This window comes from Streptomyces sp. NPDC002994 (genome assembly GCF_040611155.1).
Classification (GTDB): domain Bacteria; phylum Actinomycetota; class Actinomycetes; order Streptomycetales; family Streptomycetaceae; genus Streptomyces.
Map to the genome: position 1 here is coordinate 68,578 of NZ_JBEXNQ010000020.1, position 25,123 is coordinate 93,700.

Genomic DNA, 25,123 nt, shown 5'->3' on the forward strand with positions numbered 1-25,123 from the left:
GCTCCGCCCGGCGGCTCAGCGCCGCCGGTGCACCAACCGGCCGCCCAGCACCGTCGCGACGCACGTGCCGGCCCCGCGCGCCCGCAGGGCCGGCTCGTCCGGTACGTCAAAGACCGCGAGGTCGGCGCGGGAGCCGACGGTGAGCGGAGAGGCGGCCACGGAGGCGAGCGGGACGCCGCCGGCCAGCGGGTCGAGACCCGTACCGATGCCGGTGCCTGTGGCTGTGCCGGTAACCGTGAGTCCCGCCCGGTGCACCGCCTGGCGGACGGCCGGAATCAGGAGCGGGCCGGTGACCGCGACCACGCCATGGGCCAGGAGTTTCTGCGTGCAGCGGCGCGCGCTGTTGCCCCAGCGGGCCTCGGTCATCCGCAGCGCGGCCAAGGCGTCGCCGGTGAGGGGGTCCCGTCCGAGTTCGTCGAACTCGCCCGGCTCCTCGGGGAAATAAGCGTGCTCCAGCAGAAAGCCGCCGCGGTCGTTGCGCAGTCCGGGGGTGAGAACGCCGGGCCAGCGACGGACGCGGGCCGTCGGCCGGGCGGCGGCCACTTCGTCGTACGGGCCGAGCGCGACGACCGTCGTCCCGTCGACGGCGACCGCGCCCCGCTCGACCGGTTCCCCGGCGACGGGGACGACCAGGTCGGCGGCGTGAATCGTCAGCAACTCGGCTCCCTGACAGTCGGGTCAGCTGGTGCTGAGGATCTTCAGCTCGGGGTGCGCGGTGCCACCCTCGATGGCCGTCGACGACAGGTGCGAGACCACGTGGTCGTCGACCGGGTCGTTCGCCGGGTCGTCGTGCACGAGGATGTGCTCGTACGTCGTCGTGCGCTGCGCGGGCACGCGCCCGGACCTGCGGATGAGATCGATGATCTCCATCCGGTTGGACCGGTGCTTCGCCCCGGCCGACGACACGACGTTCTCCTCCAGCATGATCGACCCGAGGTCGTCCGCGCCGTAGTGCAACGACAGCTGGCCGACCTCCTTGCCGACCGTCAGCCAGGAGCCCTGGATGTGCGCGACGTTGTCGAGGAAGAGGCGCGCGACGGCGAGGAGGCGCAGGTACTCGAAGAGCGTGGCCTGCGTCCGGCCCTTCAGCGCGTTGTTCTGCGGCTGGTAGGTGTACGGGATGAAGGCGCGGAAGCCACCCGTCCGGTCCTGTACGTCGCGGATCATGCGCAGGTGCTCGATGCGCTCGGCGTTGGTCTCGCCCGTACCCATGAGCATCGTCGACGTCGACTCGACACCCAGCCGGTGCGCGAGTTCCATGATCTCCAGCCAGCGCTCGCCGGACTCCTTGAGCGGCGCGATGGCCTTGCGCGGCCGCTCGGGCAGCAGCTCGGCGCCGGCGCCGGCGAAGGAGTCGAGACCTGCGGCGTGGATGCGCCGGATGGCGTCCTCAGCACTGACACCCGAGATCCGCGCCATGTGCTCGACCTCGGAGGCACCCAGCGAGTGAATGACGAGCTGCGGGTACGCCGCCTTGATCGCGGCGAAGTGCTCCTCGTAGTACTCGACGCCGTAGTCCGGGTGGTGGCCACCCTGGAACATGATCTGCGTACCGCCGAGCTCGACGGTCTCTGCGCAGCGGCGCAGGATGTCGTCGAGGTCGCGGGTCCACACCTTGTCGCTCTTGGGCGCGGCGTAGAAGGCGCAGAACTTGCACGCGGTGACGCACGAGTTCGTGTAGTTGATGTTCCGCTCGATGATGTACGTCGCGATGCGCTCGGTACCGGCGTAGCGGCGGCGGCGTACGGCGTCGGCGGCCTGCCCGAGGGCGTGCAGCGGCGCGTGGCGGTAGAGGTCGAGCGCCTCTTCCGGGGTGATCCGCCCACCCTCAGCGGCGCGGTCGAGGACGGCTGTGAGGTCGGCCTTCTCAGTCACCGGAGTGTCCCTTTCGGCAGGGTGTGGACGGACCGGCCCAGCCTACGCCAGCCCCTCGGGTGAGCTTCGGGCACCCGGTTGACGTTGACGTGGCGGGCGTGGCGTGCATCGCAGTACGCTCACCGTATGGCCGACACAGCACGCGTCACCATCACGCTCCCTGCCGAGCAGGTCGAAGCGCTCAAGAAGAAGACCGACAACGTTTCCGGGTACGTCGCAGATGCCGTTGCCCGGCAGCTCCGGAGAGAGTTCGTCGCGCAGGAAATGGCGCAGTACCAGGAGGAATACGGCGCGTTTACCGAAGAGGAATTGGCGCGGGCTGACGCCAACATCGACGGCACGTCCGCGTCGGGCGGAACCGGGACCAAGGCGGCGTGACCCTGCTCTTCTCCACCGTCGTCCTCGACAGCGAGGGCCTGTCGGGGTGGATTTCCCGCGACCGCGAGGTCTCGGCGCACATCGTGCGGTTCCAAGAGCGCGGCGCCGACCTGGTCATCAGTGCTGCCACCATCATCGAGGTCACTCACGCCAAAACAGACATGGCGCGGCTGAGCTGGCTGCTCTCCGGCATCAAGATCGAACCACTCACCGAGCAGGCATCCCGCGCCGCTTCCAGAATCCTCAGGCACGCGAACCTGCACGGCCACAAGTACGCCATCGACGCGATGGTCGCGGAAGTGGCGCTGCGCCAGGCGGGACCGGTCGCCATGCTGACCTCGGACACCGACGACATGCGCAAGCTCTGCGGACGCGCCGTACACCTGGTCGGCATCTGACCGGCGCCCGGTCCGCCGCGTCGGACCGCCGGCAGCGGGGGCCCCTGTCAGCGGTCCAGACGGCGCAGTGAACCCGCCGGGTTTCCGGTTCCCGTGCCCTGCGCCCTGACGGTCAGCGTGCCGTCCTTCTCCAGCGTGTACGTGACCTGTACGGTGCCGCTCGCGCAGCCGGGGGTGGAAGGGCGGGACGGGTCGGCGCGGTCGGTGATGCGGAGCCTGGTCGCGGTCACGGAGGACAGTTCGCCCAGGCCGTTGCACTTGAGCGGGCCGAAGGTGTTCGTCGTACGGGCCACGTCCTCGCCCTTCGTTCCGCCGCTGATCTTGACGGAGTACTGGCTGGCGACGCCGCCCGCCGTGACGCTTCCCTCCCACGTGCCGGTGAAGGCCTCGGGCACGCCGGCCGGCGCGGCGGGGAGAGTGTCCTGGCCGCCGCTGTCCTTCTCGGCGTTGGAGTCGTCGCCGGACAGCCCGCCCAGGTAGATCGAGCCGCCCACCGTCACCACTGCCAGTGCCCCCGCGACGGCGAGAACCACCGTGCAGCTCCTGCGGCGGCCGCGGCCCCGGTCGTCGGGGGCGGAGTTCTCGGTGGTCAGCGAGAACGAAACGCGGCCCGCCGAATCGGTCGCGGTCGCGGTCCCACTGCCCAGGCCCACGCCCCCACTCCCGCTCCCGCCCCCGAAGGAAGCCGGCGGCGGCCCGAACATGCCCACCGCCGGGCTGCTGAACGGCACCGGCCCCGAATCCCCCGGCGGCGCCGTCGCCGGTTCCAGGTCGAGCAGCCGCACCGCCGCCCGCCCCGCCCTCTCGACCAGCGGCCCCGGCAGCCACCCCGCCGCCACCAACCGCGCGGCCCCGCCCGGCGCGAGCCGCCGCGCCACGTCCTCCGGGGACGGCCGGTCCGCCGCCTCCTTCGCCAGGCAGGCGCCGACCACCTCGCGCAGTTCACCGTCGAGCGCGTCCAGCCCGTCCAGCCGCGGCTCCTCGTGCACCACCTTGTAGAGCAGCGCCGCCGAGGAGTCGCCGGGGAACGGTGCCTCGCCCAGCGCGGCGTACGCCAGCACCGCACCCAGCGAGAAGACGTCGGCCGCGCCCGTCACGTCCTTGCTGAGGATCTGCTCGGGCGACATGTAGCCGGGCGAGCCGATGGACACGCCGGTGGAGGTGAGCGACGCGGTGCCGTCGGTGGCGCGCGCGATGCCGAAGTCGATCAGCCGGGGCCCGTCCAGCGTCAGCATGACGTTCGACGGCTTCACGTCCCGGTGTACGAGACCGAGCCCGTGCACCGCGCTCAGCGCCTCCGCGAGCCCCGCGCCCAGAGCGCGCACCGCGTACGCGGGCAGCGGCCCGGCGTCGGCGACGGCCTCCGTCAGCGTGGGCCCGGCAACGTACCCGGTGGCCACCCAGGGCACAGGGGCATCAGGGTCCGCGTCCAGCACGGGCGCCGTCCAGTCGCCGCCCACCTTCCGGGCCGCCGCCACCTCGCGCCGGAAGCGGGCACGGAACTCGTCGTCGAGCGCGAAGTGCGGATGCGCGACTTTGACCGCGACCGTACGTCCACCCGCGCTGCGCCCCAGATATACGCGGCCCATGCCGCCGGCGCCCAGCCTGCCGAGGATCCGGTACGCGCCGACGGTCTGCGGATCACCCGCGTCGAGCGGCTGCATGCCCTCGTCCTCCCCCGTACCACCAACTGCCGACTGCCTGCTGTCGCCAGCAGCCTAGGGGGCGAGGTGGTCAGCCGAGCAGTTCAACCGTCACGTCGGCCGGAAACCCGGTCGTCGGGCCGGTCCGGCGCGCGAATTCCCGTACGCCCGCGAGCTGCTCGGCACCGAAGCGGAAGTCCAGCGTCGTGAAGTAGCGCTCCAGCAGCTCCGCGTCGAAGACCTCCCAGCGGGCGGCCTGCTTGGCGACCTTGCCGACCTCCTCCAGGGACAGATCGCGGGAGGTCAGGAACGCCTCGTGGACCTTCTTCACGACGTCCGGCTCACGCGCGAGGTAGTCCTTGCGCGCCGCCCACACCGCGAAGACGAACGGGAGCCCTGTCCAGTCCTTCCACATCTGCCCCAAGTCGTGGACCTGGAGGCCGAGCCGGGGCGCGTCGTGCAGCGCGGCCCGCAGCGCCGCGTCACCGATCAGCACGGCCGCTTCCGCCTCCTGCATCATCACCCCGAGGTCGGGCGGACACGTGTAGTAGTCGGGCTGTACGCCGTACTGCTCGGCCAGCAGCAGCTGCGCCAGGCGCACCGACGTACGCGAGGTCGAACCGAGCGCGACCCGGGCTCCGTCGAGCTGCTCCAGCGGCACCTGGGAAACGATCACGCACGACATGACGGGGCCGTCGCAGCCGACCGCGAGGTCGGGGAAGGCGACGAGATCGTCGGCGTTGCGCAGGAACTCGACGAGGGTGACGGGCGCGATGTCGAGATCGCCGCGCACCAGTTGCTCGCTGAGCCGCTCGGGGGTGTCCTTGGACAGCTCGAAGTCGAGAAGCGCTCCGGTACGGGCCAGCCCCCAGTAGAGGGGCAGGCAGTTCAGGAACTGGATGTGGCCGACACGTGGCCGGCTGCGACGGTGGTCGACAGCAGTTGAATTGTCCACATCGTGAGGCTAGACCTGTCCGCCGCCGAGCCCGACGCCGGGGCCGCCGGGGCGAGTCGGGGGCCACTGCCGAAGATCACCGGAGACCTCTCGGGAAGCCTCTCGGGAGACCTCCGCATTGACTGCGAAAGGCCTGCTGGAAGACGCCGTCAAACTTCCGGGTGACGTGATCTTTCCCTCTTCCACTCTCCTGAGAGTGCGTGCTACGCTCGCCGCAAGTTGCAGTTTGGTTTCCCTTGCAGTACAGAGCCTGCGGAGCATGTGACCCGCAGGCTTTTGTAGTTTTCAGACTTCTTTGCAGGTTCTGGAGCAGGGCAACCCTTTGGCCCATAGGAGGGCTTATGGCTACCGGAACCGTCAAGTGGTTCAACGCTGAAAAGGGCTTCGGCTTCATCGCCCAGGACGGCGGCGGCCCGGATGTCTTCGTCCACTACTCCGCGATCAACGCGTCTGGTTTCCGCTCGCTTGAGGAAAACCAGCAGGTGAACTTCGATGTCACGCAGGGCCCGAAGGGTCCGCAGGCGGAGAACGTCACCCCGGTCTAGTTGCCCGGTCCGACCCGATCGCGGTCGAAGTAGCAGTACCCAAGGAGCCCCGTTCCCAAGGAGCGGGGCTCCTGCCTGTGCACGAACAGGAAGGCACGGGTCACCCGGCGTCGTACAGCGCCTCTACCTCGGCGGCGTACCGCTCGACGACCGCCCGCCGCCGGACCTTCAGCGTCGGCGTCAGTACGCCGCTGTCCACCGTGAAGTCCTCGTCGAGTACGGCGAAGGCGCGGATCCGCGCCGGCCGCGAGACCCGCGCGTTCGCAGCGTCGACCGCCTCCTGGACCAGGGCCCGGAGGGCGTCGCGGTCACCGGGGTCGCTGGGATCGCGCCCCGCGCGGGCCGCCCACCCGGCGACCTCCTCGGCGTCGAGGGTGATCAGCGCGACGGGGTACGGACGACGGTCGCCCACCATCACCACGTGCGAGATGAGCGGCGACTGCTGCTGGACGGCCTGTTCGACCAGCGACGGAGTGAGATTCTTACCGGCGGAAGTGATGATCAAGTCCTTCTTGCGCCCGGTGATCTTGAGATACCCGTCCGCGTCCAGCGCGCCGAGATCCCCCGTGTACAGCCAGCCGTCCACGTCGACCGTCTCGCGCGTCGCGGCAGCGGCCTCGTCCCCGTCGCCGTAATAGCCGGGGAAGACCATGGGGCCGCGCGCCAGCACCTCACCGTCGTCCGCGATCCGGACCTCGCAGCCCGCGATGGGCCGGCCGACCGTACCGTAACGGACAGCGCCCGGGTGGTTGAGCGAGATGACCCCGCCCGACTCGGTCATCCCGTACCCCTCGAAGACCTGGATGCCGCAGGCCCGCAGGAAGTCCATGGTCTGCGGGGCGATGGGGGCTCCCCCGGTCAGCGCCCAGCGCAACTGACCGCCGAAGACGTCCCTGACCAGGCTGTACAGCCGCTGGTCGGCTTCCTCGTACGCCCCCGCAAGCTCCTCCGGCAGCCGCCCCTCCGCCGCCAGCACCCCGATCCGTACCGCCTCCTCGAACCGCTCGCGCCCGCCCTCCTGCGACTCGGCCAGCGACAGCACCACCGAGTGCACCTTCTCGAACAGCCGTGGAACGGACGGCAGATGCGTCGGCCGCACCTCGGCCAGCTCGCTCACGACGTCCTCGATGCGGCCGCCGAAGTAGCGGAGCTCGCCGCCGTACAGCAGGGTCGTGAACTCGATGAGCTGGGCGAGGAGATGGGCGAGCGGCAGATAGAGGTACGTGCGGTCCCCCGGCGCACCGTGAATCACGTCCAGGTTGGCTTCGAGCACGGCCCCGAAGTTGCCGTGGGTGAGGCAGCAGCCCTTGGGGAGCCCCGTGGTCCCCGACGTGTAGACGATCGAGGCCAGATCGCTGTCCAAGACGGCGCCGGCCCGCGCGCCGAGTACCTCGACGGATTCCTCCACGGTGGCGGCCGGGCCGGGCAGCGCGCGGAGTTCGTCCATCAGGACGACGTGCCGGACGGCCGGGGTCTTGGCGCGTACGCCCGCCACCCGCGCGGCCCGCTCGGCGTTCTCGCAGATCACGACCGTGGCGCCGGAGTCGGCGAGGACCCAGGCGAGCTCCTCGTCGCCCGCCGTCGGATAGACGGGTACGACGACCGCGCCCGCCGCGAAGACGGCGAAGTGCGCGTACGTCCACTCGACGCGGGTGTCGGAGAGGATCGCCACACGGTCGCCCGGCCCGACACCGGCGCCGGGTCCGATCAGTCCGCACGCGATCTCGCGGACGGTGTCGCGCAGTTCGGCGTACGAGACGGGCGCCATGCCCTTCGCCCGCAGCGCCGGATGATCGCCGTACCGCTGGCCCGCCCACTCGGTGAACACCGCGAGCGTCTCTGGCCGTCGAGTTCCACTGATGCGACTCATGCGCCCGACGGTAGGTACGAGCGGAGGCCGCGGGGGATGACGGGAAACGTCACCACCACTGACCTCGCCGCTCATCCCCGCTACCGTCGTGGACCATGGCGAAGCGGACGATCACCGTGCACCATGTACGGGCTGTGCTGCGCGGCGCCGAGCGCCGTGGCATCGACACGGTGCCGCTGCTCCAGGCGGGCAACATCCCGCCGCTGCTCCTGGGCGACGACCGGGCGCGGGTCACGGCCGCGCAGTTCGCGGGCCTGTTCCGGGCGCTGTATCGGGCCACGCAGGACGAGTTCCTGGGGCTGGCCTCCGTACCGAGCAGGCCGGGCACGTTCGCGATGATGTGCTACGCCGCGCTGGGCTGCCGGGACCTGGGGGCGGCGGTCGAGCGCGGAACGGCCTTCTACGGCCTGTTCCCCGGTGGTCCGGACCTCGGACTGCGACGGGCGGGAAGCGAGGCGGTGTTCACCGTCCGCATCGCCCCGGACCGCGACGAGGACCGGTTCCTCACCGAGTGCCTGCTGATCATCTGGCACCGGCTGTGCAGCTGGCTGATAGGCCGCCGCATCCCCCTGCGCTGGGCCGACTTCCCCTACCCGCCGCCCCCGCACAAGGACGAGTACGAGAGCCTCTTCGGCTGCCCGGTCCACTTCGGCACCGACCGTACGGCCGCCGGCTTCGACGCGCACTGGCTCGCCGCCCCGCTCGTACGGGACGAGGCGGAACTGCACGCGATGCTGGGACGTGCCCCCTTCGAACTCCTCAGCCGCCGCGAGTACGGCACGACGGTGGCCGAACAGGTCCGCCACACCCTGGCCCAGTCGCTGCGCGCCTCCCCCCGCCTCCCGTCCCTCGGCGAGACGGCGACCCGCCTGGCGGTCAGCCCGGCGACACTGCGGCGCCGCCTTCAGCAGGAGTCGACGTCCTTCCAGCAGCTGAAGGACGCGGTACGCCGCGACGCGGCCATCGCGGGCCTGGCAGAGGGCCGCGAACCGATCGCGGAACTGGCAGCGAGACTCGGCTTCTCCGAGGACACGTCCTTCCACCGCGCGTTCCGCCGCTGGACGGGGACGACACCGGGGGCGTACCGGGTGGGGACGCCGGACGCGGCCACCGAAGCGGCGGACAGGACCCACCCGAAGTAACACCGCGAGGCGTAAGGGGCGTGGGGCGCGTCCCGGGGCGTTGGTTGCTTCTGCGCCCTTCAGGCTCAGCTATTGACGTACTGCTGGGCGAATTCGCCGGTGGGGGCGATGGGCGTGATGACGTCGATCAGGACGTCATTGGGGTCGGCCACGATGAAGTGCCTCTGTCCGAATTCCTCACTGCGGAGTTCGAGGACGGGGTGCAGCCCTTCACGAATAACGAGCCGGTCCCATTCCGCATCCACGTCCTCCACTTCGAAGTTGAGCAGCAGCCCCTGCGCAGGGACGCGGTAACCGTCGGGAATGGTTGGGTGCGTGTGGTCGAGGAGGGCGAGTTCGTACTCCGGATCTCCCGGTCGCCGCAGGCTGACATACCAGTCGGCCTCGAACGTCGTCTCGAAGCCCAGCAGCCGGGTGTAGAAGTCGCGGGACGCTTGCAGCTTCGCCGTGCCGATCACGGGATAGAAGCCGGTCAGTTTCATGCCTGCACCCCTTCGCATACCATCGGTATGCGAATGAAGGTATTTGCGTACCGTCGGTATGTCAACGAGGAGTGCGATGGGGCAGCACGGCATCCGGGCACAGCAACGGGAGCACACCAGGCAGGCGTTGTTGCGGGAGGGCAGGCGCCTGTTCGCCGACAGGGGTTACGGCGCGGTGGGCCTGGCGGAGATCGTCCAGGCAGCCGAAGTGACGAAGGGTGCGCTCTACCACCACTTCACCGGCAAAGCGGATCTCTTCCGCGCCATCCTCGAGGAGTTGCAGCAGGAGGTGGGCCGGCGGGTAGCTGCGGCCGCCGACGCCCATGACGATCCCTGGACTCAACTGACGGCCGGCTGCCAGGAATTTCTCGCCTCGACCACCGATCCAGGCGTCCAACGGATCATGCTCGTCGACGGCCCTGCCGTGTTGGGGTGGAGCCAATGGCGGGCGATGGACGAGGCGAACTCGGCCCGCCACCTCGCCGACGCGTTGACCTCCCTCATCGACGCAGGGGTCATCGCCCCACAGCCGGTCGCCCCGCTGGCCCATCTGCTGTCAGGGGCGATGAACGACGCGGCCCTGTGGCTGGCCTCCTCCTCCGACCCCGAAGACCTCGCTCACACCACATCCGCGCTGGGGCAACTCCTCCAAGGCCTGCGGACCGGCTGACGTGTCATGCGATTAACCCCGCACTTGGTGAATTCCGGCACCTCTTCAGCCCCACCAGTCCCAGCCGTACCGCTTCCGTCATCACAGGAGCGTTTCGGCCCACGAGCCCACATCAGCAACGTGCTTGAGGTTCGGCTGGTCACCGAACGGGGGTGGACGCTGAACCGGCCCGAGTCGCCCCATTGAACTGTCGCGCCCAACCCGAGCACCGTCCGGTCCGCAGGTCGACCCGACTGCGCGGCCGTCTGCCGTCGCGGGTGGTCGTGTGCGTCCGGAATGGGGGTGTCGCACCAACGGCCGTCGCCGCACCCGCCGAGCCAGGGGCCGCACCACCCCCTCAACCTTCCGCGCCCCACCCACACACCCGCCACTCGGCAGCGAAAGCCGAGCCAGCAGATCAGCTTGCGCCGGGCCCGCCCCCGGGGGCCGCCCCCCGTAAAGAACCAGCGGTGGAGGGGCGGGTGTCAAGGGTGGAGCGGAGCGTAATCGCCGCAGGCGACGCGACGCAGGAGCGCCCTTTACACCCGCCCCGGAACCGCCACACTCCCGAAAAGGGCGGCCCCACCAGCAGAAGCAACCGAAGCCCCCGGCCCCGCCCCGAGTGGCTCCCCAGTGGCTCGCCACCTCCTCCGCGTCCCTGCTTCGCTCCTGCGCCGTTGATATCCGGGGTCAGCAAAGCTGAGCTTCCCGGTCAGCTCCATACCTACCGGTCAGTCACTACCGTCTCGGCAACGACCCCAGCCCCCCTCGGCACGTTGGGAGAGCCGTATGAGTCACATGAGCCGCAGCCGCAACCGCAACCGCAATCGTCTCCGGGCCAGAGCGGTAGCCACCCTCACCGCCCTGGCCGCCCTCACCTTCACCGCCACCGCCACCGCCACCGCCACCGCCACCGCCACCCCACCGGCCACCGCCACCGCATCGGCCGCCGCCACCCCCACCGCCCCCGGCGACCTCCTCACCTCCGCCCCCACCTCCTTCCACCCCCTCCCCAACCAGCCCACCCACACCAACGCCTGGCACATCACCTACCGCTCCACCACCGCCAAGGGCGCCCCCAACGTCGTCTCCGGCACCGTCATCGTTCCCAAGGACGGCCGCACCGGGCCGCGCCCGCTCGTCACGTACGCCGTCGGGACCGTCGGGCTCGCCGATCAGTGCGCGCCGAGCGCCGGGTTCCCCCACGGAAAGACGACCGAGGCCAGCCTCATCAACCAAGCCGTCCAGCGCGGCTGGGCCGTCGTCGTCACCGACTACGAAGGCCTCGGCACACCCGGCGACCACACGTACACCGTCGGCCGCGCCGAGGGCCACGCCGTCCTCGACGCCGCTCGCGCCGCCCTCCGCCACCCGGAAGCGGGTCTGAGCGCGGACTCCCCCGTCGGCATCATGGGGTACTCCCAGGGCGGCCAGGCCTCCAGCTGGGCCGCCGAACTCCACGACTCGTACGCCCCCGAGCTCAACGTCAAGGGCACGGCGACCGGCGGCGTACCGGCCGACCTCCTCGAAGTCGCCGACTTCAACGACGGCAACATCGGTGCCGGCCTGATCCTCATGGCGGCCACCGGCCAGAACGCCGCGTTCCCCGAGCTGGAGCTCGACAAGTACCTCAACACCAAGGGGCGAGTCTTCGTCGACTTCATGAAGAAGAACTGCGTCGCCGTCGACACCGTCGCGGGCCTCTTCCAGCGCATCTCCGACGTCACCGTCACGAACCCGCTGGACCAGCCCGACTGGCAGCAGCGGCTCAACGAATCGAACGTCGGCACGCGTGCCCCCGACCACCCCGTGTACCTCTACCACGGCGGCCTCGACGAGCTGATCCCGTACTCCGTCGGCAAGCAGCTGCGTGCCGACTGGTGCGGCAGGGGCGCGAACGTCCAGTGGCGCTCCCATCCCCTCCTCGGGCACATCGGCGGGGTAACCGTCGGCGCGTTCCCGGCGATGGACTGGCTGGACGAGCGTTTCGCGGGCAAACCGACCCAGGGGAATTGCCAGTAATCACAGCGAACAGCGAGGGGACAACAGCGAGGGGCGCCCGCATCCCGGGCGCCCCTCTTCATGCCTCACGCTTCACGCTTCACGCTTCACGCTTCACGCTTCACGCAAACGCTTCACGCAACCGAAGCGTCACGCCTGGGCGTACTCCCACCCACCACAGTTCCACGGCGTCCCACTGGACCCGTCCTGAAGGCAGGAGCGGATCTGCAGCTTCGTGCCCTTTGGCATGAATAGGAGTGAGTCACGGACGAGAAGTTGTAGCGCCACTGGGCGGCCACGCCGTGGCCGTCCGGCTTCATATCCCAGCCGCGCAGGATCTCACCGTCCTGGTGGAACTCGGTCTCGGTGGCCAGCCCGACCGAATCGGCCTCGAATACGTACCCCGCCGCGTGGGCAGGGGCAGTGCCGAAAGTGAACGCGGCGGCACAGGCGGCGGCTGTGGCACCCAAGTACATCAAGCTGCGAGCTGTCCCAAGTACGCTCGCCGCCCCCTCCCCGCCCAGCTCCCCCCCTCACCGCCCGTACAACCCCGCGATCTCCTCCCCGAAGTCCCGTACGATCGCCGCCCGCTTAAGCTTCAGCGACGGCGTCAAGTACCCGTTCTCCTCCGTGAAGTCGACCGGCAGCACCGCGAACCGGCGGATCGACTCCGCCCGCGACACCAGCCGGTTCGCCTCGTCGACCGCCCGCTGCAGCGTGGCCCGCAGCTCCTCGTCGTCGACCAGCTCGCGCAGCGGGACGTCCTGCTTCTTCGTCATCTGGCGCCAGTGCCCCAGACCGTCCGGTTCCAGCGTCAACAGGGCCGTGATGTACGGGCGGTTGTCCCCCAGCACCAGGCACTGCCCCACCAGTGGATGCGCCCGAAGCCAGTCCTCCAGGGGCGCGGGGGCGACGTTCTTGCCCGCCGACGTGATGATGATGTCCTTCTTGCGGCCGGTGATGGTCAGATACCCGTCCTCGTCGAGCGCCCCCAGATCGCCCGTCGCGAACCAGCCCCCGCCCCGCGTCACGTCCACGGGCGCCTGCCGCTCCCGGTCCCAGTAGCCGCCGAAGACCTGACCGCCGCGCAGCAGCACCTCCCCGTCGTCGCCGATACGTACCCCCGTACCCGGCAGCGGCCAGCCGACCGTGCCGAGGCGGGGCTTGAGCGGCGGGGTCACGGTCGCAGCCGCCGTCGTCTCCGTCAGTCCGTACCCCTCGAAGATCTCGATACCGGCGCCCGCGTAGAACGACGCGAGGCGCCGCCCGAGCGGTGAGCCGCCGCAGATCGCGTACTTCACCTTGCCGCCCAGCGCCGCCCTGATCCGCCGGTAGACCAGCGGATCGTAGAGCGCACGGGCCGCCCGAAGCCCCAACCCCGGCCCGCCACCCTTCCCGTGCTCCTGTGCCTCCACCGCCTGCCCGTACCGCTGCGCGATCCGGGACGCGCGGTCGAACGACGAGGCGCGGCCCATCTTCTCGGCGGTCGCGCGGCCGGTGTTGTAGACCTTCTCCAGTACGTACGGAATGGCCAGCAGGAAGGTCGGGCGGAAGGCGGCGAGATCGGCCAGCAGATCATCGGTCTGAATGCTGGGCGCGTGACCGAGCCGCACCCGTGCCCGCAGACAGCCGACCGCGACCATCCGCCCGAAGACGTGCGACAGCGGCAGGAACAGCAATGTGGACGCCGGCTCCTTGCTCACCGACTTGAAGACGGGGTGCAGCAGCTCGATCGCGTTGTCGACCTCGGCGAAGAAGTTGGCATGGGTGAGGACGCAGCCCTTGGGGCGGCCGGTCGTACCCGACGTGTAGATGAAGGTGGCGATCGAATCCGGCGCGAGGCCGGCTCGGCGCGCGGTGACGACCGCGTCGGGGACGGGAACGGCCCTGCCGGCCGCCCGCAACCGGTCGACCGCACCCGTGTCGAACTCCCAGAGGTGCGCCAGGTCGTGGAGGTTCTGCCGCTCGTGGCTGACGACCCTGGCCTGCTCGGCGCTCTCGACGGCACAGGCGACCGCGCCCGAGTCCTGGAGGATCCAGCGCGCCTGGAAGGCGGAGGACGTGGGATAGATGGGGACGGTGACCAGGCCCGCCGCCCAGGCGGCGAAGTCGAGCAGCGTCCATTCGTACGTCGTACGGGACATGATCGCGATCCGGTCGCCGGGCCGCAGCCCCTCCGCGATCAGCCCCTTCGCCACCGCGAGCACATCGGCGGCGAACTCGGCCGCTGTCATGTCACGCCAGATGCCGTCGCTCTGCTTGATGCCGAGTACGGGGTCGGCCGGGGCCTCGCGGGCGTTGTCGAACGGGATGTCGGCGAGCGATCCGCGCCGTACGGGTGGCACGAGCGCCGGCACGGACACCTCCCGCACGACGCCGTCCACGCGGGTCTTGTCGGGGCTGCGCTGCTGTACGGAAACTGCCTTTGGCTCGGGCGCGAGGTGCATCATCTCGACCTACTCCTGACCCTTGAGTAACCTTACTCCGGAGTAAATCTACGACTGCGCAGGGAGTCTGGACAATGACCTCGCTCGTACCACTCCTCGCACTCGGGGCACTCACATCCCCCCTCAAGCGCAAGGTCTCTCCCACCACCTCCCTCCCCACCACCCGGCTCACGCTCGCCCACGCGTTCATCGACCACGGCCAGTTGGCGGCGTACGCCCGCATCTGCGGCTTCCCCTGCACCGACCCGCTGCCGCTCACCTACCCGCACGTCATCGCCTTCCCCCTCGCGCTGCGCGTGATGACGCGGCGCGCCTTTCCCCTGCCACTCACCGGCCTGGTCCACACGAGCATCGCCATCACCCGCCACCGCGCCATGCACCCGGACGATCGTCCCGAACTGACCGTGTACGCCGACCACTTGAGTCCCCACCGGCGCGGCACCGAGGTCACCATGGTCACCGAGGCGCGCCTGGCGGGCGCCCTGGTCTGGGAGTCGCGCAGCACGTACCTGGCCCGCCACCCCACCGAAAGCAAACCCGGCGCCCACAGCCTGACGATGAATCAGCAGCACCAGCCCAAGCACCAGCACCAGCACGCCCCGCTCCCCGCCGTCACCACCTGGGACGTATCCGGCAACCTGGGCCGCCGCTACGGTCTCGTGTCCGGGGACCTCAACCCCATCCATCTGCACCCTCTGACGGCGAAGCTCTTCGGCTTCCCGCGCGCCATCGCGCACGGCATGTGGACGTTCGCCCGCTGCGTCGCCGAGCTGAATCCCGCCGACGAGACGTCCGTACGGGCCGACTTCAGGGCGCCGGTCCTGCTCCCTGCCGCAGTCACCTACGCGGCGGCGGGAGGCATGTTCCAACTGCGTGGCCAGGACGGCCGCATCCACCTCACGGGAACACGATCGGACGGCTCACGCACGAGATGCGCGCGATGAAGGCGCCCACCGCTGCCCGTTCATGAGGTTCTCCAGCCCCGCCCAGGCGAAGTTCATCAGCGTCGCGGCCATCTCCTTCGCGGAGACGCCCGGCGTGCCGTTCCCCCACCCGGCGAGCGACTCGGCGGCTCCCACCAGCGCATGGGCGAGGCCCGCCACTTCCCGCTCGGCCAGTTCCGAGTCGCAGTCCGCCTCGCGCGCGGCGGAGCCGATCAGGTAGGTCACGAAGGTGACGAGTTCCGCGCGCATCGCCGCCACCTCGTCGGCGAACGGCTCCCCGTGCGTACGCGCCTGATTCTGCAGCACAGCCCAGCCGTCCGGGTTCTCCGCGGTGTGCGTGAAGAACGCCCGCAGCCCGTCCCACAGCTGACGGTCGGCAGGCACCCCTGGCTCGACTCCGGCCCGTACCGCTGCGACAAGCGCACTCGCCTCGCGCCGGATGCAGGCCGTGAACAGCTCTTCCTTGGAGTTCAGATACAGGTAGACGAGCGGCTTGGAGACCCCGGCCAGCTCGGCGATCTCATCCATCGACGCGGCCCGGTAGCCCCGCTGCCCGAAGGTCTGCACGGCAGCGTCCATCATCTGCTGCTCGCGCACGGCACGCGGCATCCGCTTGCCCTTCACAGCACCACCCACGACCCAGATCCTCCCACCACGCAGCGCGGCTCACCGCATACCGCGGCCTACTCCCCGGTAAGCGTACGGCGCTCCCGCCCCCCACAAACCGAAATGCCCCCGAACGCAAGGCGTCCGGGGGCACTTGAAACCGTTACGCGGGGACCGGCACAGCGTCCTTCTGCTCCGCGTCACGCGCGTCGTCACGCACCTTGTCGTCCTTGTCGTACCCGTCGTACCCGTCGACCGGCGAGGACGAAGCCGAGTTGTACGCATCGTGGTCGAGGATCTTCTCGCGGGCCGCGACGATGACCGGCACCAGGCTCTGCCCCGCGACGTTCGTCGCGGTCCGCACCATGTCCAGGATCGGGTCGATCGCCATCAGCAGGCCCACGCCCTCCAGCGGGAGACCCAGCGTGGAGAGAGTCAGCGTCAGCATGACCGTCGCGCCCGTCAGACCGGCGGTGGCCGCCGAGCCGATGACCGACACGAAGGCGATCAGCAGGTAGTCCTGAATGCCGAGTTGTACGTCGAAGATCTGCGCGATGAAGATCGCGGCGAGCGCCGGGTAGATCGCGGCGCAGCCGTCCATCTTCGTCGTGGCGCCGAACGGAACGGCGAACGACGCGTACTCCTTCGGCACACCCAGCCGCTCGGTGACCCGCTGCGTGACCGGCATCGTCCCCACCGAAGAGCGGGAGACGAAGGCCAGCTGGATGGCCGGCCAGGCGCCCTTGAAGAACTGGAGCGGGTTGACCTTGGCGACCGTCGCGAGCAGCAGCGGGTAGACGCCGAACATCACCAGCGCGCAACCGATGTAGACGTCGGCCGTAAAGGTCGCGTACTTGCTGATCAGGTCCCAGCCGTAGTCCGCGATGGCGAAGCCGATGAGGCCGACCGTACCGATGGGCGCGAGGCGGATGACCCACCACAGGGCCTTCTGGAGCAGCTCCAGGACCGAGTTGCTGAGCTTGAGGATCGGCTCGGCTTTCTCCCCGAGCTGAAGGGCGGCGATACCGGCGACCGCGGCCATGAAGACGATCTGAAGCACGTTCAGCTCAGTGAACGGCGTGATGACGTCCGTCGGCACGATGCCGGTCAGGAAGTCGATCCAGGAGCCCGAGCCCTCAGGCAGCTTGCCGTTCTTCGGCGTCAGGCCCGTACCGGCGCCCGGGTTGGTGAGCAGGCCGATCGCGATGCCGATGGCGACCGCGATCAGCGACGTGATCATGAACCAGAGCAGCGTGCGCGAGGCGAGCCTGGCGGCGTTGTTGACCTTGCGCAGGTTGGTGATCGACACCAGGATCGCGAAGAAGACGAGCGGCGCGACGGCCAGCTTCAGCAGCTGGACGAAGATGCCGCCGACCTGCTCCAGCGTCGTCTTGAGCCAGCTGATGTCCTGGCTGCGGGCGAGCCAGCCGAGCAGGACACCGAGGACCAGACCGGTGACGATCTGAGCCCAGAAGGGGAACTTGTCGGATATCCGGAAGCGGGTCTTCTGCTTCTCGGGCACGTTGTCGGGCGTGGTCGCGGAGTTCGCGGACACGGGCACACTCCGTTGTTGCGGGGACGGGGGTGCGGCGGCCGTGAGCTGCACGGGACGTGCTGAAGCTGTGGGCGGTCGCCGCTGCGTGATGTCGCTTCTGATGTCAGATGTGGCGGCGACAGGCCGCGGACATGCAGCGGCAGAGATCGACATGCAGGCGCGCCACAAGCACGAGCGGGACGCTCATGTCAGGGGAGTGCGCAGCTGCTGTCTTCATGCTGAGAACGTTAACACTTGTACTTTGGGAACATCAAAGCTCTTCTTTGGGTGCGTACGCCGACGCCCCGTCCCGCCGCGCCCCGCGAACGCCAACACCCCAGCCCAGGACGGGTGTCCGGGACCGGGGTGCGGAAGGGAGTGTCGTATGTGACGTACCTAACGCCCTGACGCGGCCCTTACTGCGTCAGGCCGTCCTCCTGCTTGCGGTTCGACTCCAGCTTGGCCTTCGCGCTGTCCACGCGCGCGACGATCCGCTCCGACATCGCGTCGCGCTGCTTGCGCAGCAGCACGAAGCTGAGGGGCGCGGAGACGACGATGGCGAGCATCAGGACCCACAGCAGGTTGGAGTCGCCCAGGCCGGCCGGCAGCACGCCGAAGTGGACCAGGCCCCAGATGGCGAAGAAGCAGCCGACGAAGACGCCCAGGCGCATGGCGGTGTAGCGGATCGTTGCGTGCTTGGTGCTCACGGGGGACCTTCTTCTCAACGGCACCTAAAGGGTCGCTACCAGTCAAGCACAGGCCCCCAAAGTGCCGACCGCGCCCCTGTCATTCCGGCACCCGCCGGCGTCACCCCAGCTGCCGCACCATCACGATGTCGTCGCGGTCGTCCCCCGGAGCGACGCGGATCGCGCCGGGTACGCGCCCGACCTCCTTGTAACCGCAGGACCCGTAGAAGCGGTCCGCTCCGGTGCCGCCGCGGCAGGTCAGCCGTATCGCGTCGATGCCCTCGAAGCCGCGCACCGCCGTCTCCGTCGCGGCCATCAGGTCGCGCCCGTACCCCTTGCCCTGCTGGGCGGGGTGGACCATCACCGTGTAGAGCCACACCCAGTGCGTCATCAGCCGGTGGGTGTTGTGCGTGATGAAGGCCGTCGCGGCGACGGCGCCCTCCTCGTCGTACCCGACGAGCAGCCGCGTACGGCCTTCCCTCATGGCGGTGAGGTGCTTGACCCACTCGGGCCGTACGTCGTCGGCGATCACAGGCGGTACGAATCCGACGGCGCCGCCCGCGTTGGAGACGTCCACCCACAGAGCGAGGACGCCGTCACCAAGGCCGGGGCCGATCTGCGGATCGAGTTCGAAGGTCAGCGGCATGCTTTCGACGATAAACGGATCAACTCAGCGCCTGCGCGGCTATCCGCAGGTCGGACACCAGCCCCTGATACGCCGCCTCACGGTCGTCGGCGCGCAGCACCGCCGACGGGTGGATGGTGGCGACCACGCTCTCCCCGCGCCCTTCCATCGGCAGCAGCATCCCGCGCTGCTTGGTCACCCGGAACGAGGGCCCGAGCAGCGCCTTCCCGGCGGTCGCTCCCAGCACCACGATGATCTCGGGGTCGACCACCTTCAGCTCGGCGTCCAGCCACGGCTTGCACGCCGTCATCTCGCGCAGATTGGGCGACTTGTGGATCCGGCGCTTGCCGCGCTCGGCGACGATCTCGAACTTGAAGTGCTTGACGGCATTGGTGACGTACGTGTCGTCCGGATCGATCCCGGCCTCGTCCAGGGCCCGCGTCAGCACCTTGCCGGCAGGCCCGACGAACGGCTGGCCCTGCCGGTCCTCCTGGTCGCCCGGCTGCTCGCCGAGCAGCAGGACCCGGGCGTGGTCGGACCCGGCGCCGAAGACCGTCTGGGTGGCTTCGCGGTGCAGCGGGCAGCCGCGGCAGCCGGCCGCCGCCTTGCGGAGCCCGGGCAGTCCGGCGCGGCCGCCGGGAAGGAAGGGCTCGGCGGTGTACGCGTCCTCGGGCGACTCGCCAGGAGGCGCAGGAGGCGCAGGGGGCTCGGTGCGACTTGCCATGCGGCCCGGGTACCCCCCGGACCGCACGTCACACCAGAAAAGTCCCCAAATCACCCATAACTACTCACCCGACCGTCAGACCCGCATAGCCTGCGGCGACTCGCGCCGGTCCGCCTCCGGCCCCGGGTACTCGCGGATGATCTCGTACCGGGTGTTCCGCTCCACCGGGCGGAAGCCCGCGTCCCGGATCAGCTCCAGCAGGTCCTCACGGCCGAGCTTGTTCGGCGTGCCGTAGTTGTCCGCGTCGTGCGTGATCTTGTACTCGACGACCGAGCCGTCCATGTCGTCCGCCCCGTGCTGGAGCGCGAGCTGCGAGGTCTGCACGCCGTGCATGACCCAGAAGACCTTGACGTGCGGAACGTTGTCGAAGAGCAGCCGCGACACCGCGAACGTCTTCAGCACGTCCACGCCGCTCGCCATCGTCGTACGGGCCTGAAGGCGGTTGCGGATCTTGCCGTCCTTCATGTCCTCGAAGTCGTGCTGGTAGCGCAACGGGATGAAGACCTGGAAGCCGCCGGTCTCGTCCTGGAGCTCGCGCAGCCGCAGCACGTGGTCCACGCGGTGGCGCGGCTCCTCGATGTGCCCGTACAGCATGGTCGAGGGGGTCTTCAGCCCCTTCTCGTGCGCGAGCCGGTGGATGCGCGACCAGTCCTCCCAGTGAGTCCTGTGGTCGACGATGTGCTGCCGGACCTCCCAGTCGAAGATCTCGGCGCCGCCACCGGTCAGGGACTCGAGCCCCGCCTCGATCAGCTCGTCCAGGATCTCGGAGGCCGACATGCCCGACACGGTCTCGAAGTGGTGGATCTCCGTCGCCGTGAACGCCTTCAGCGAGACGTTCGGCAGCGCCTTCTTCAGCTCGCTCAGAGAGCGCGGGTAGTAGCGCCACGGGAGGCTGGGGTGGAGGCCGTTGACGATGTGCAGCTCGGTGAGGTTCTCGTTCTCCATCGCCTTGGCGAGCTTGACGGCTTCCTCGATGCGCATCGTGTACGCGTCCTTCTCGCCCGGCTTGCGCTGGAACGAGCAGTACGCGCACGACGCCGTGCACACGTTCGTCATGTTGAGGTGACGGTTGACGTTGAAGTGGACCACGTCGCCGTTCTTGCGCGTACGCACCTCATGGGCGAGGCCGCCCAGCCAGGCCAGGTCGTCGGACTCGTACAGGGCGATGCCGTCCTCGCGGGTCAGTCGCTCGCCCGCCCGGACCTTCTGCTCCAGCTCCCGCTTGAGTCCGTCGTCCATCTCCGGCCGCCTCCCATTTGTCTACGAATCAGCCCCCCACACGGTACGCCTAGCCTTCTTCCGGCAGTTCCCCGACCCGGTTCTCCCACTTCGTGGACAGAACAATGGTCGTCCGCGTCCGTGAGACACCCCGCGTCCCGGACAGCCGCCGGATCGTCTTCTCCAGGCCGTCGACATCCCCCGCCCGGATCTTGAGCATGTACGAGTCGTCGCCCGCGATGAACCAGCAGTCCTCGATCTCCGCGAGATCGCGCAGCCTGCGCGCCACGTCCTCGTGGTCCGCCGCGTCCGACAGCGAGATGCCGATCAGCGCCGTGACGCCGAGCCCGAGCGACTTCGCGTCGACCGTCGCGCGGTAACCGGTGATGACACCGGCCGCCTCAAGACGGTTGATGCGGTCGGTCACGCTGGGCCCCGAGAGCCCGACGAGCCGGCCGAGTTCGGCGTACGAGGCCCTGCCGTTCTCCCTGAGAGCCTGGATGAGCTGCCTGTCCACGGCGTCCATATGCCTGAAGCCTTCCATTGTTCAGCTGTACCGCGAGCTTATGTGTGCAATCTAAGGCGCGCAGGGCTCAACGCCCCGCAAATTCTTTCAGATGATCAAACAGAGCGTGCAGTCCGCCGCTAGTCCTTACGGGAACCACCGAGCTCACCTTCCCAGCGGCGGTACAAGCTGTGCGGCACCCCCGCCGCGTCCAGCACCCGCCCCGCCACGAAGTCCACCAGATCCTGGATGTGCGTCGCCCCCGCGTAGAACGCCGGGGAGGCCGGCAGCACCACGGCGCCCGCCTCGTCCAGCGCCACCATGTGCCTGAGGGTCTGCCCGCTCAGCGGCGTCTCTCTCACCGCCACCACCAGCCTGCGCCGCTCCTTGAGCGTCACGCTCGCCACCCGTTGCAACAGATCCTTCGACAGCCCCAGCGCCACCCCGGCAACACTGGCCGTAGACGCCGGCACGATCAGCATCCCCTTTGCCGGGTACGAGCCCGACGAAGGCCCGGCGGCCAGGTCCCCAGCAGCCCAATAACGCACGTCACCCACATCGGCCACGAACGTGTCCGGCTTCCCGTCCGCGCCGCGCGCGAGCCAGGTCCGCAGGTCTTCCTGCCAGTGCGCGTCCCGGAACGCGATCCCCGTCTCGTCCAGCAGCGTCAGCCGCGACGCCCGGCTGACCACCAGGTCCACGCTCTCGCCCGCGTCCAGCAACCCGCGCAGCACGGCGGCGGCGTACGGCGTACCCGACGCCCCGGAAACCCCGACGACCCACGGCCTGCGTACCTGTCCTGACTCCACGTGCCCGACCTTATCCGGGCGCCGCGTCGCGGAACCGAGTCAGGTGCCCCGGACGTTCCACTGACAGGCCGCACAGGCCGCACGTACCGCAGGGGGACGCCATGCGATCAACCACCGTTGAAGAGAGCCGAAGCGGGAGCGACCGGGCCAAGACCGCCGCCGCGGTGATGCTCGGCTGGGTCGCGCTGCTGTGGATCCTGGAGGCGCTGGACGCGGCGACCGGCGCCCTCACCACGTACGGGCTGAGTCCACGCGACCTCACCGAGCTGCGCGACGTACTCCCGATGTCATTCCTCCACCACGGCTTCGACCACCTCGCGTCGAACACGGTCCCGCTGCTCATCCTCGGCTTCCTGGCCGCCCTGAGCGGGATTCGCCGCTTCCTCGCCGTCGTCCTCACGATCATCCTCGTCGGCGGCCTGGGCGTCTGGCTCACGGCGCCCGACTACTCCAACACGGCGGGTGCGTCGGTGGTCGTGTTCGGCCTCTTCGGCTACCTGCTGGTCCGCGGCTTCGTCGACCGCAACGCCGTCGACGTCGTCATAGGCCTGCTGGTGGGCGCGGTCTACGGCTCGCTGCTCTGGGGAGTGCTCCCCTCGAACACCGCCATCAGCTGGCAGGGCCATCTCTTCGGCCTGATCGGCGGCGTGCTGGCCGCGTTCCTCTTCCGCCGGCACAGGGCGCCGGCCCTCACACGGTGAGGCCGCGCACCAGCAGGTCCATCAGCGCGCATCCGAACAGCGCGATCCCAATAAACCCATTGGTCGAGAAGAACGCCCGGTTCAGCCGGGACAGATCATGCGGCTTCACAATCGTGTGCTCGTAAAGAAACGCCACAACCACCACCACGAGTCCCGCCCAGAAGAACACCCCCGCGCCGGTGGCCAGCGCGTACCAGACCAACAGCACGGTCGTCACCGCGTGGCACGCCCGCGCGCCGTACAGCGCGGCCGGGACGCCGAAGCGCGCCGGTACGGACTTCACGCCCTCGGCGCGGTCCGCCTGGACGTCCTGGCTGCCGAAGATCAGATCGAACCCGCCGATCCAGATACCGACAGCGAGACCCAGTATCACCGCGTCCCAGGACCACTCCCCCGTGATCGCGAGCCAGGCGCCGACGGGGCCCATGGCCTGGGCGAAGCCCAGAATGGCGTGCGGGAAGTTCGTGAAGCGCTTCCCGTACGGATAGACCACCATCGGGACGACCGCGACCGGCGCCAGCGCCAGGCACAGCGGGTTCAGCGCGGCCGCGGCGCCAAGGAATATCACCACGGCAACGAGCGCGCCCGTCCACGCCGACCTGACCGAGACGGCGCCGGTGACCAGCTCGCGGTTGGCGGTACGGGGGTTACGGGCGTCGAGCTCGCGGTCGATGATCCGGTTGCACGCCATCGCGAACGTACGCAGCCCGACCATGGCGATGGTGACGAGCAGCAGCTTGCCCCAGTGGATGTTTCCGTCCAGCTGGAACATCGCGGTGAGGGCGGCGATGTACGCGAAGGGCAGCGCGAAGACCGAGTGCTCGATCATCACAAGCCGGAGAAACGCCCGGGTCCTGCCGACCTGCGGGACCGCCGCCGCAGCACTACTCACAGCCCGTACTCCTTCCAGCGCTTCGTCACCCGTTCGGCCGTGCCGGGGTCCGACTCGACCATGTTCGGCCAGCCACCGTCCCGGGTGTAGCCCTCCTCGGGCAGCTTCTTGGTGGCGTCGATCCCCGCCTTGCCGCCCCAGAACTGCTGGTAAGACGCATGATCAAGATGATCGACCGGACCCTCGACCACAGTGAGGTCACGGGAGTAGTCCACATTCCCCAGCGCCCGCCACGCCACCTCGTGGTAGTCGTGCACATCGCAGTCCTTGTCGACCACGACAATGAGCTTCTCCAACGAGAGCATGTGCGCGCCCCAAATGGCGTGCATGACCTTCTGCGCGTGCTTCGGGTACTTCTTGTCGATCGACACGATGACGCAGTTGTGGAAGCCGCCCGCCTCCGGCAGGTGGTAGTCCACGATGTCCGGAACGATGATCTTCAGCAGCGGCAGGAAGAAACTCTCCGTGGCCCGCCCCAGCGGCCCGTCCTCCGTCGGCGGCCGCCCCACCACGATCGACTGGAGCAGCGGACGCCGCCGCATGGTCACCGTGTCGATCGTCAGCGCCGGGAAGTCCTCCTGCGGCGTATAGAAACCGGTGTGGTCCCCGAAGGGCCCCTCCGGCAACATCTTCCCCGGCTCCAGCCACCCCTCCAGTACGACCTCGGCCTGCGCCGGGACCTGGAGCGGGACCGTCTTGCAGTCGACCATCTCGATGCGCTTGCCCGACACGAAGCCCGCGAAGAGGTACTCGTCGATGTCACCCGGCAGCGGAGCAGTAGACGCGTACGTCACGGCCGGCGGCGCACCGAAAGCGATGGCAACCGGCAACCTCTCACCCCGCCGGGCCGCCACCTGGTAGTGGTTCCGGCTGTCCTTGTGGATCTGCCAGTGCATACCGATGGTGCGCTTGTCGTGCCGCTGGAGCCGGTACAGCCCCAGGTTCCTGATCCCCGACTCCGGATCCTTGGTATGCGTAAGCCCCAAGTTGAAGAAGGACCCGCCGTCCTCCGGCCAGGTGAACAGCGCGGGCAACCGGTCCAGATCCACGTCATCACCAGTGAGCACGACCTCGTGCACCGGCGCCGCGTCGGACTTGACCTTCTTCGGCGGCACGTGCGCCATCGAGCCGAGCTTGCCGAAAGCCTCCCGTACCCCCACAAACCCATGCGGAAGCTCGGGCTTCAGCAGCCCGCCAATCTTGTCCCGGATGTCGTCGTAAGACTTCAACCCCAGCGCCTTCAACAGCCGGCGGTCCGTCCCGAAGACGTTCATAGCCAGGGGCATCGACGAGCCCTTGACGTTCTCGAAGAGAAGCGCCGGGCCACCCGCCTTGTTCACCCGGTCGACGATCTCCCCGACCTCCAGGTACGGATCGACTTCGGCCTTGATGCGCTTGAGGTCGCCCTCGCGCTCCAGCGCCCGGAGCAGGGAGCGAAGATCGTCGTAAGCCATGCGGTCCAGTATCCGGTACGCACTACGCTTGGCCCGTCAC

25 protein-coding genes are annotated in these 25,123 nt (G+C 69.2%); 8 read left to right on the forward strand and 17 right to left on the reverse strand.

The window, feature by feature from the left end:
* Positions 1-15: 15 nt before the first annotated feature.
* Complete coding sequence (locus ABZX79_RS25500) at positions 16-657, reverse strand: hypothetical protein (protein WP_355262046.1); 642 nt, start codon at positions 655-657, stop codon at positions 16-18.
* Positions 658-678: 21 nt separating this feature from the next.
* A complete protein-coding gene (gene mqnC / locus ABZX79_RS25505) occupies positions 679-1,875 on the reverse strand; it encodes a cyclic dehypoxanthinyl futalosine synthase (RefSeq protein WP_355262049.1) in 1,197 nt (398 codons plus the stop codon).
* 126 nt (positions 1,876-2,001) lie between these two features.
* On the opposite strand from mqnC, the gene ABZX79_RS25510 reads away from it, so the two are divergent.
* Positions 2,002-2,253 (forward strand): hypothetical protein, encoded by a 252-nt coding sequence (locus tag ABZX79_RS25510; RefSeq protein ID WP_355262052.1) that lies wholly within the window; start codon positions 2,002-2,004, stop codon positions 2,251-2,253.
* On the forward strand, positions 2,250-2,651 hold the full coding sequence (locus ABZX79_RS25515; RefSeq protein ID WP_355262055.1) for a PIN domain-containing protein: 402 nt from the start codon (positions 2,250-2,252) through the stop codon (positions 2,649-2,651). Before ABZX79_RS25510 ends, ABZX79_RS25515 begins: the two co-directional genes overlap by 4 nt.
* 47 nt (positions 2,652-2,698) lie before the next feature.
* On the opposite strand, the gene ABZX79_RS25520 is transcribed toward ABZX79_RS25515, so the two are convergent.
* Together ABZX79_RS25520 and ABZX79_RS25525 are read right to left on the reverse strand one after the other, a co-directional pair.
* Positions 2,699-4,315, reverse strand: a complete 1,617-nt coding sequence (locus tag ABZX79_RS25520) for a serine/threonine-protein kinase (RefSeq protein WP_355262058.1) — start codon at positions 4,313-4,315, stop codon at positions 2,699-2,701.
* A 70-nt stretch (positions 4,316-4,385) separates the two neighbouring features.
* Positions 4,386-5,249 (reverse strand): menaquinone biosynthesis protein, encoded by an 864-nt coding sequence (locus ABZX79_RS25525; RefSeq protein ID WP_355262061.1) that lies wholly within the window; start codon positions 5,247-5,249, stop codon positions 4,386-4,388.
* Between the two features lie 341 nt (positions 5,250-5,590).
* Here ABZX79_RS25525 and ABZX79_RS25530 point away from each other — a divergent pair, with 341 nt between their 5' ends.
* On the forward strand, positions 5,591-5,794 hold the full coding sequence (locus ABZX79_RS25530) for a cold-shock protein (RefSeq protein ID WP_003984261.1): 204 nt from the start codon (positions 5,591-5,593) through the stop codon (positions 5,792-5,794).
* A 100-nt stretch (positions 5,795-5,894) separates the two neighbouring features.
* Here ABZX79_RS25530 and ABZX79_RS25535 read toward each other — a convergent pair whose 3' ends face one another.
* Positions 5,895-7,664: an AMP-dependent synthetase/ligase gene (locus tag ABZX79_RS25535; protein WP_355262066.1), complete on the reverse strand. Its 1,770-nt coding sequence runs from the start codon at positions 7,662-7,664 to the stop codon at positions 5,895-5,897.
* Between the two features lie 95 nt (positions 7,665-7,759).
* Between ABZX79_RS25535 and ABZX79_RS25540 the strand changes: the two genes are divergently transcribed.
* The gene (locus tag ABZX79_RS25540; protein WP_355262069.1) at positions 7,760-8,806 is read left to right on the forward strand and encodes an AraC family transcriptional regulator; all 1,047 of its coding nucleotides are present in this window, start codon (positions 7,760-7,762) and stop codon (positions 8,804-8,806) included.
* A gap of 65 nt (positions 8,807-8,871) precedes the next feature.
* Here the strand turns inward: ABZX79_RS25540 and ABZX79_RS25545 are convergent, their stop codons facing one another.
* The gene (locus tag ABZX79_RS25545) at positions 8,872-9,288 is read right to left on the reverse strand and encodes a VOC family protein (RefSeq protein WP_355262072.1); all 417 of its coding nucleotides are present in this window, start codon (positions 9,286-9,288) and stop codon (positions 8,872-8,874) included.
* Positions 9,289-9,364: 76 nt separating this feature from the next.
* Here ABZX79_RS25545 and ABZX79_RS25550 point away from each other — a divergent pair, with 76 nt between their 5' ends.
* On the forward strand, positions 9,365-9,958 hold the full coding sequence (locus ABZX79_RS25550) for a TetR/AcrR family transcriptional regulator (protein ID WP_355262075.1): 594 nt from the start codon (positions 9,365-9,367) through the stop codon (positions 9,956-9,958).
* Positions 9,959-10,726: 768 nt separating this feature from the next.
* Positions 10,727-11,959, forward strand: coding sequence for a lipase family protein (locus tag ABZX79_RS25555; protein ID WP_355262077.1), 1,233 nt, complete (start codon positions 10,727-10,729; stop codon positions 11,957-11,959).
* A 512-nt stretch (positions 11,960-12,471) separates the two neighbouring features.
* On the opposite strand, the gene ABZX79_RS25560 is transcribed toward ABZX79_RS25555, so the two are convergent.
* The gene (locus ABZX79_RS25560) at positions 12,472-14,388 is read right to left on the reverse strand and encodes an AMP-dependent synthetase/ligase (protein WP_355262080.1); all 1,917 of its coding nucleotides are present in this window, start codon (positions 14,386-14,388) and stop codon (positions 12,472-12,474) included.
* 71 nt (positions 14,389-14,459) lie between these two features.
* On the opposite strand from ABZX79_RS25560, the gene ABZX79_RS25565 reads away from it, so the two are divergent.
* The gene (locus ABZX79_RS25565) at positions 14,460-15,329 is read left to right on the forward strand and encodes a MaoC/PaaZ C-terminal domain-containing protein (RefSeq protein WP_355262083.1); all 870 of its coding nucleotides are present in this window, start codon (positions 14,460-14,462) and stop codon (positions 15,327-15,329) included.
* Here the strand turns inward: ABZX79_RS25565 and ABZX79_RS25570 are convergent.
* From ABZX79_RS25570 to ABZX79_RS25605, 8 genes are all read right to left on the reverse strand, one after another.
* Positions 15,306-15,938 carry a TetR/AcrR family transcriptional regulator gene (locus tag ABZX79_RS25570; protein ID WP_355262273.1) on the reverse strand — a complete coding sequence of 211 codons (633 nt, stop codon included), beginning with the start codon at positions 15,936-15,938 and terminating at the stop codon, positions 15,306-15,308. The two genes, ABZX79_RS25565 and ABZX79_RS25570, sit on opposite strands and share 24 nt — an antisense overlap.
* A 160-nt stretch (positions 15,939-16,098) precedes the next feature.
* Entirely contained in the window at positions 16,099-17,490 is a 1,392-nt protein-coding gene (locus ABZX79_RS25575) for a dicarboxylate/amino acid:cation symporter (RefSeq protein WP_355262086.1), read from the reverse strand.
* 395 nt (positions 17,491-17,885) lie between these two features.
* Positions 17,886-18,176, reverse strand: coding sequence for a DUF4229 domain-containing protein (locus ABZX79_RS25580; RefSeq protein ID WP_355262089.1), 291 nt, complete (start codon positions 18,174-18,176; stop codon positions 17,886-17,888).
* Positions 18,177-18,276: 100 nt separating this feature from the next.
* Positions 18,277-18,801, reverse strand: a complete 525-nt coding sequence (locus tag ABZX79_RS25585; RefSeq protein WP_355262092.1) for a GNAT family N-acetyltransferase — start codon at positions 18,799-18,801, stop codon at positions 18,277-18,279.
* A 19-nt stretch (positions 18,802-18,820) separates the two neighbouring features.
* Positions 18,821-19,504, reverse strand: coding sequence for a UdgX family uracil-DNA binding protein (locus ABZX79_RS25590; RefSeq protein ID WP_355262095.1), 684 nt, complete (start codon positions 19,502-19,504; stop codon positions 18,821-18,823).
* A gap of 75 nt (positions 19,505-19,579) precedes the next feature.
* A complete protein-coding gene (gene mqnE / locus ABZX79_RS25595; RefSeq protein ID WP_215136535.1) occupies positions 19,580-20,743 on the reverse strand; it encodes an aminofutalosine synthase MqnE in 1,164 nt (387 codons plus the stop codon).
* A 49-nt stretch (positions 20,744-20,792) separates the two neighbouring features.
* Entirely contained in the window at positions 20,793-21,248 is a 456-nt protein-coding gene (locus ABZX79_RS25600) for an Lrp/AsnC family transcriptional regulator (protein ID WP_069927547.1), read from the reverse strand.
* Between the two features lie 119 nt (positions 21,249-21,367).
* A complete protein-coding gene (locus tag ABZX79_RS25605; RefSeq protein ID WP_355262099.1) occupies positions 21,368-22,036 on the reverse strand; it encodes a UbiX family flavin prenyltransferase in 669 nt (222 codons plus the stop codon).
* Positions 22,037-22,137: 101 nt separating this feature from the next.
* Here ABZX79_RS25605 and ABZX79_RS25610 point away from each other — a divergent pair, with 101 nt between their 5' ends.
* Entirely contained in the window at positions 22,138-22,737 is a 600-nt protein-coding gene (locus tag ABZX79_RS25610) for a rhomboid family intramembrane serine protease (RefSeq protein WP_355262102.1), read from the forward strand.
* Here the strand turns inward: ABZX79_RS25610 and mqnP are convergent.
* Positions 22,727-23,629 (reverse strand): menaquinone biosynthesis prenyltransferase MqnP, encoded by a 903-nt coding sequence (gene mqnP, locus ABZX79_RS25615; RefSeq protein ID WP_355262105.1) that lies wholly within the window; start codon positions 23,627-23,629, stop codon positions 22,727-22,729. The genes ABZX79_RS25610 and mqnP overlap by 11 nt on opposite strands.
* The gene (locus ABZX79_RS25620) at positions 23,626-25,083 is read right to left on the reverse strand and encodes a menaquinone biosynthesis decarboxylase (protein WP_355262108.1); all 1,458 of its coding nucleotides are present in this window, start codon (positions 25,081-25,083) and stop codon (positions 23,626-23,628) included. Before ABZX79_RS25620 ends, mqnP begins: the two co-directional genes overlap by 4 nt.
* Positions 25,084-25,123 lie beyond the last annotated feature (40 nt).

Excerpts from the sequence above, each read along its gene's own strand:
- ABZX79_RS25510 (WP_355262052.1), top strand. The coding sequence starts at position 2,002 with ATGGCCGACACAGCACGCGTCACCATCACGCTCCCTGCCGAGCAGGTC.
- ABZX79_RS25520 (WP_355262058.1), bottom strand. The coding sequence starts at position 4,315 with ATGCAGCCGCTCGACGCGGGTGATCCGCAGACCGTCGGCGCGTACCGG.
- ABZX79_RS25530 (WP_003984261.1), top strand. The coding sequence starts at position 5,591 with ATGGCTACCGGAACCGTCAAGTGGTTCAACGCTGAAAAGGGCTTCGGC.
- ABZX79_RS25535 (WP_355262066.1), bottom strand. The coding sequence starts at position 7,664 with ATGAGTCGCATCAGTGGAACTCGACGGCCAGAGACGCTCGCGGTGTTC.
- ABZX79_RS25540 (WP_355262069.1), top strand. The coding sequence starts at position 7,760 with ATGGCGAAGCGGACGATCACCGTGCACCATGTACGGGCTGTGCTGCGC.
- ABZX79_RS25545 (WP_355262072.1), bottom strand. The coding sequence starts at position 9,288 with ATGAAACTGACCGGCTTCTATCCCGTGATCGGCACGGCGAAGCTGCAA.
- ABZX79_RS25550 (WP_355262075.1), top strand. The coding sequence starts at position 9,365 with ATGGGGCAGCACGGCATCCGGGCACAGCAACGGGAGCACACCAGGCAG.
- ABZX79_RS25555 (WP_355262077.1), top strand. The coding sequence starts at position 10,727 with ATGAGTCACATGAGCCGCAGCCGCAACCGCAACCGCAATCGTCTCCGG.
- ABZX79_RS25560 (WP_355262080.1), bottom strand. The coding sequence starts at position 14,388 with ATGATGCACCTCGCGCCCGAGCCAAAGGCAGTTTCCGTACAGCAGCGC.
- ABZX79_RS25565 (WP_355262083.1), top strand. The coding sequence starts at position 14,460 with ATGACCTCGCTCGTACCACTCCTCGCACTCGGGGCACTCACATCCCCC.
- ABZX79_RS25570 (WP_355262273.1), bottom strand. The coding sequence starts at position 15,938 with ATGCCGCGTGCCGTGCGCGAGCAGCAGATGATGGACGCTGCCGTGCAG.
- ABZX79_RS25585 (WP_355262092.1), bottom strand. The coding sequence starts at position 18,801 with ATGCCGCTGACCTTCGAACTCGATCCGCAGATCGGCCCCGGCCTTGGT.
- ABZX79_RS25590 (WP_355262095.1), bottom strand. The coding sequence starts at position 19,504 with ATGGCAAGTCGCACCGAGCCCCCTGCGCCTCCTGCGCCTCCTGGCGAG.
- mqnE (WP_215136535.1), bottom strand. The coding sequence starts at position 20,743 with ATGGACGACGGACTCAAGCGGGAGCTGGAGCAGAAGGTCCGGGCGGGC.
- ABZX79_RS25600 (WP_069927547.1), bottom strand. The coding sequence starts at position 21,248 with ATGGACGCCGTGGACAGGCAGCTCATCCAGGCTCTCAGGGAGAACGGC.
- ABZX79_RS25610 (WP_355262102.1), top strand. The coding sequence starts at position 22,138 with ATGCGATCAACCACCGTTGAAGAGAGCCGAAGCGGGAGCGACCGGGCC.
- ABZX79_RS25620 (WP_355262108.1), bottom strand. The coding sequence starts at position 25,083 with ATGGCTTACGACGATCTTCGCTCCCTGCTCCGGGCGCTGGAGCGCGAG.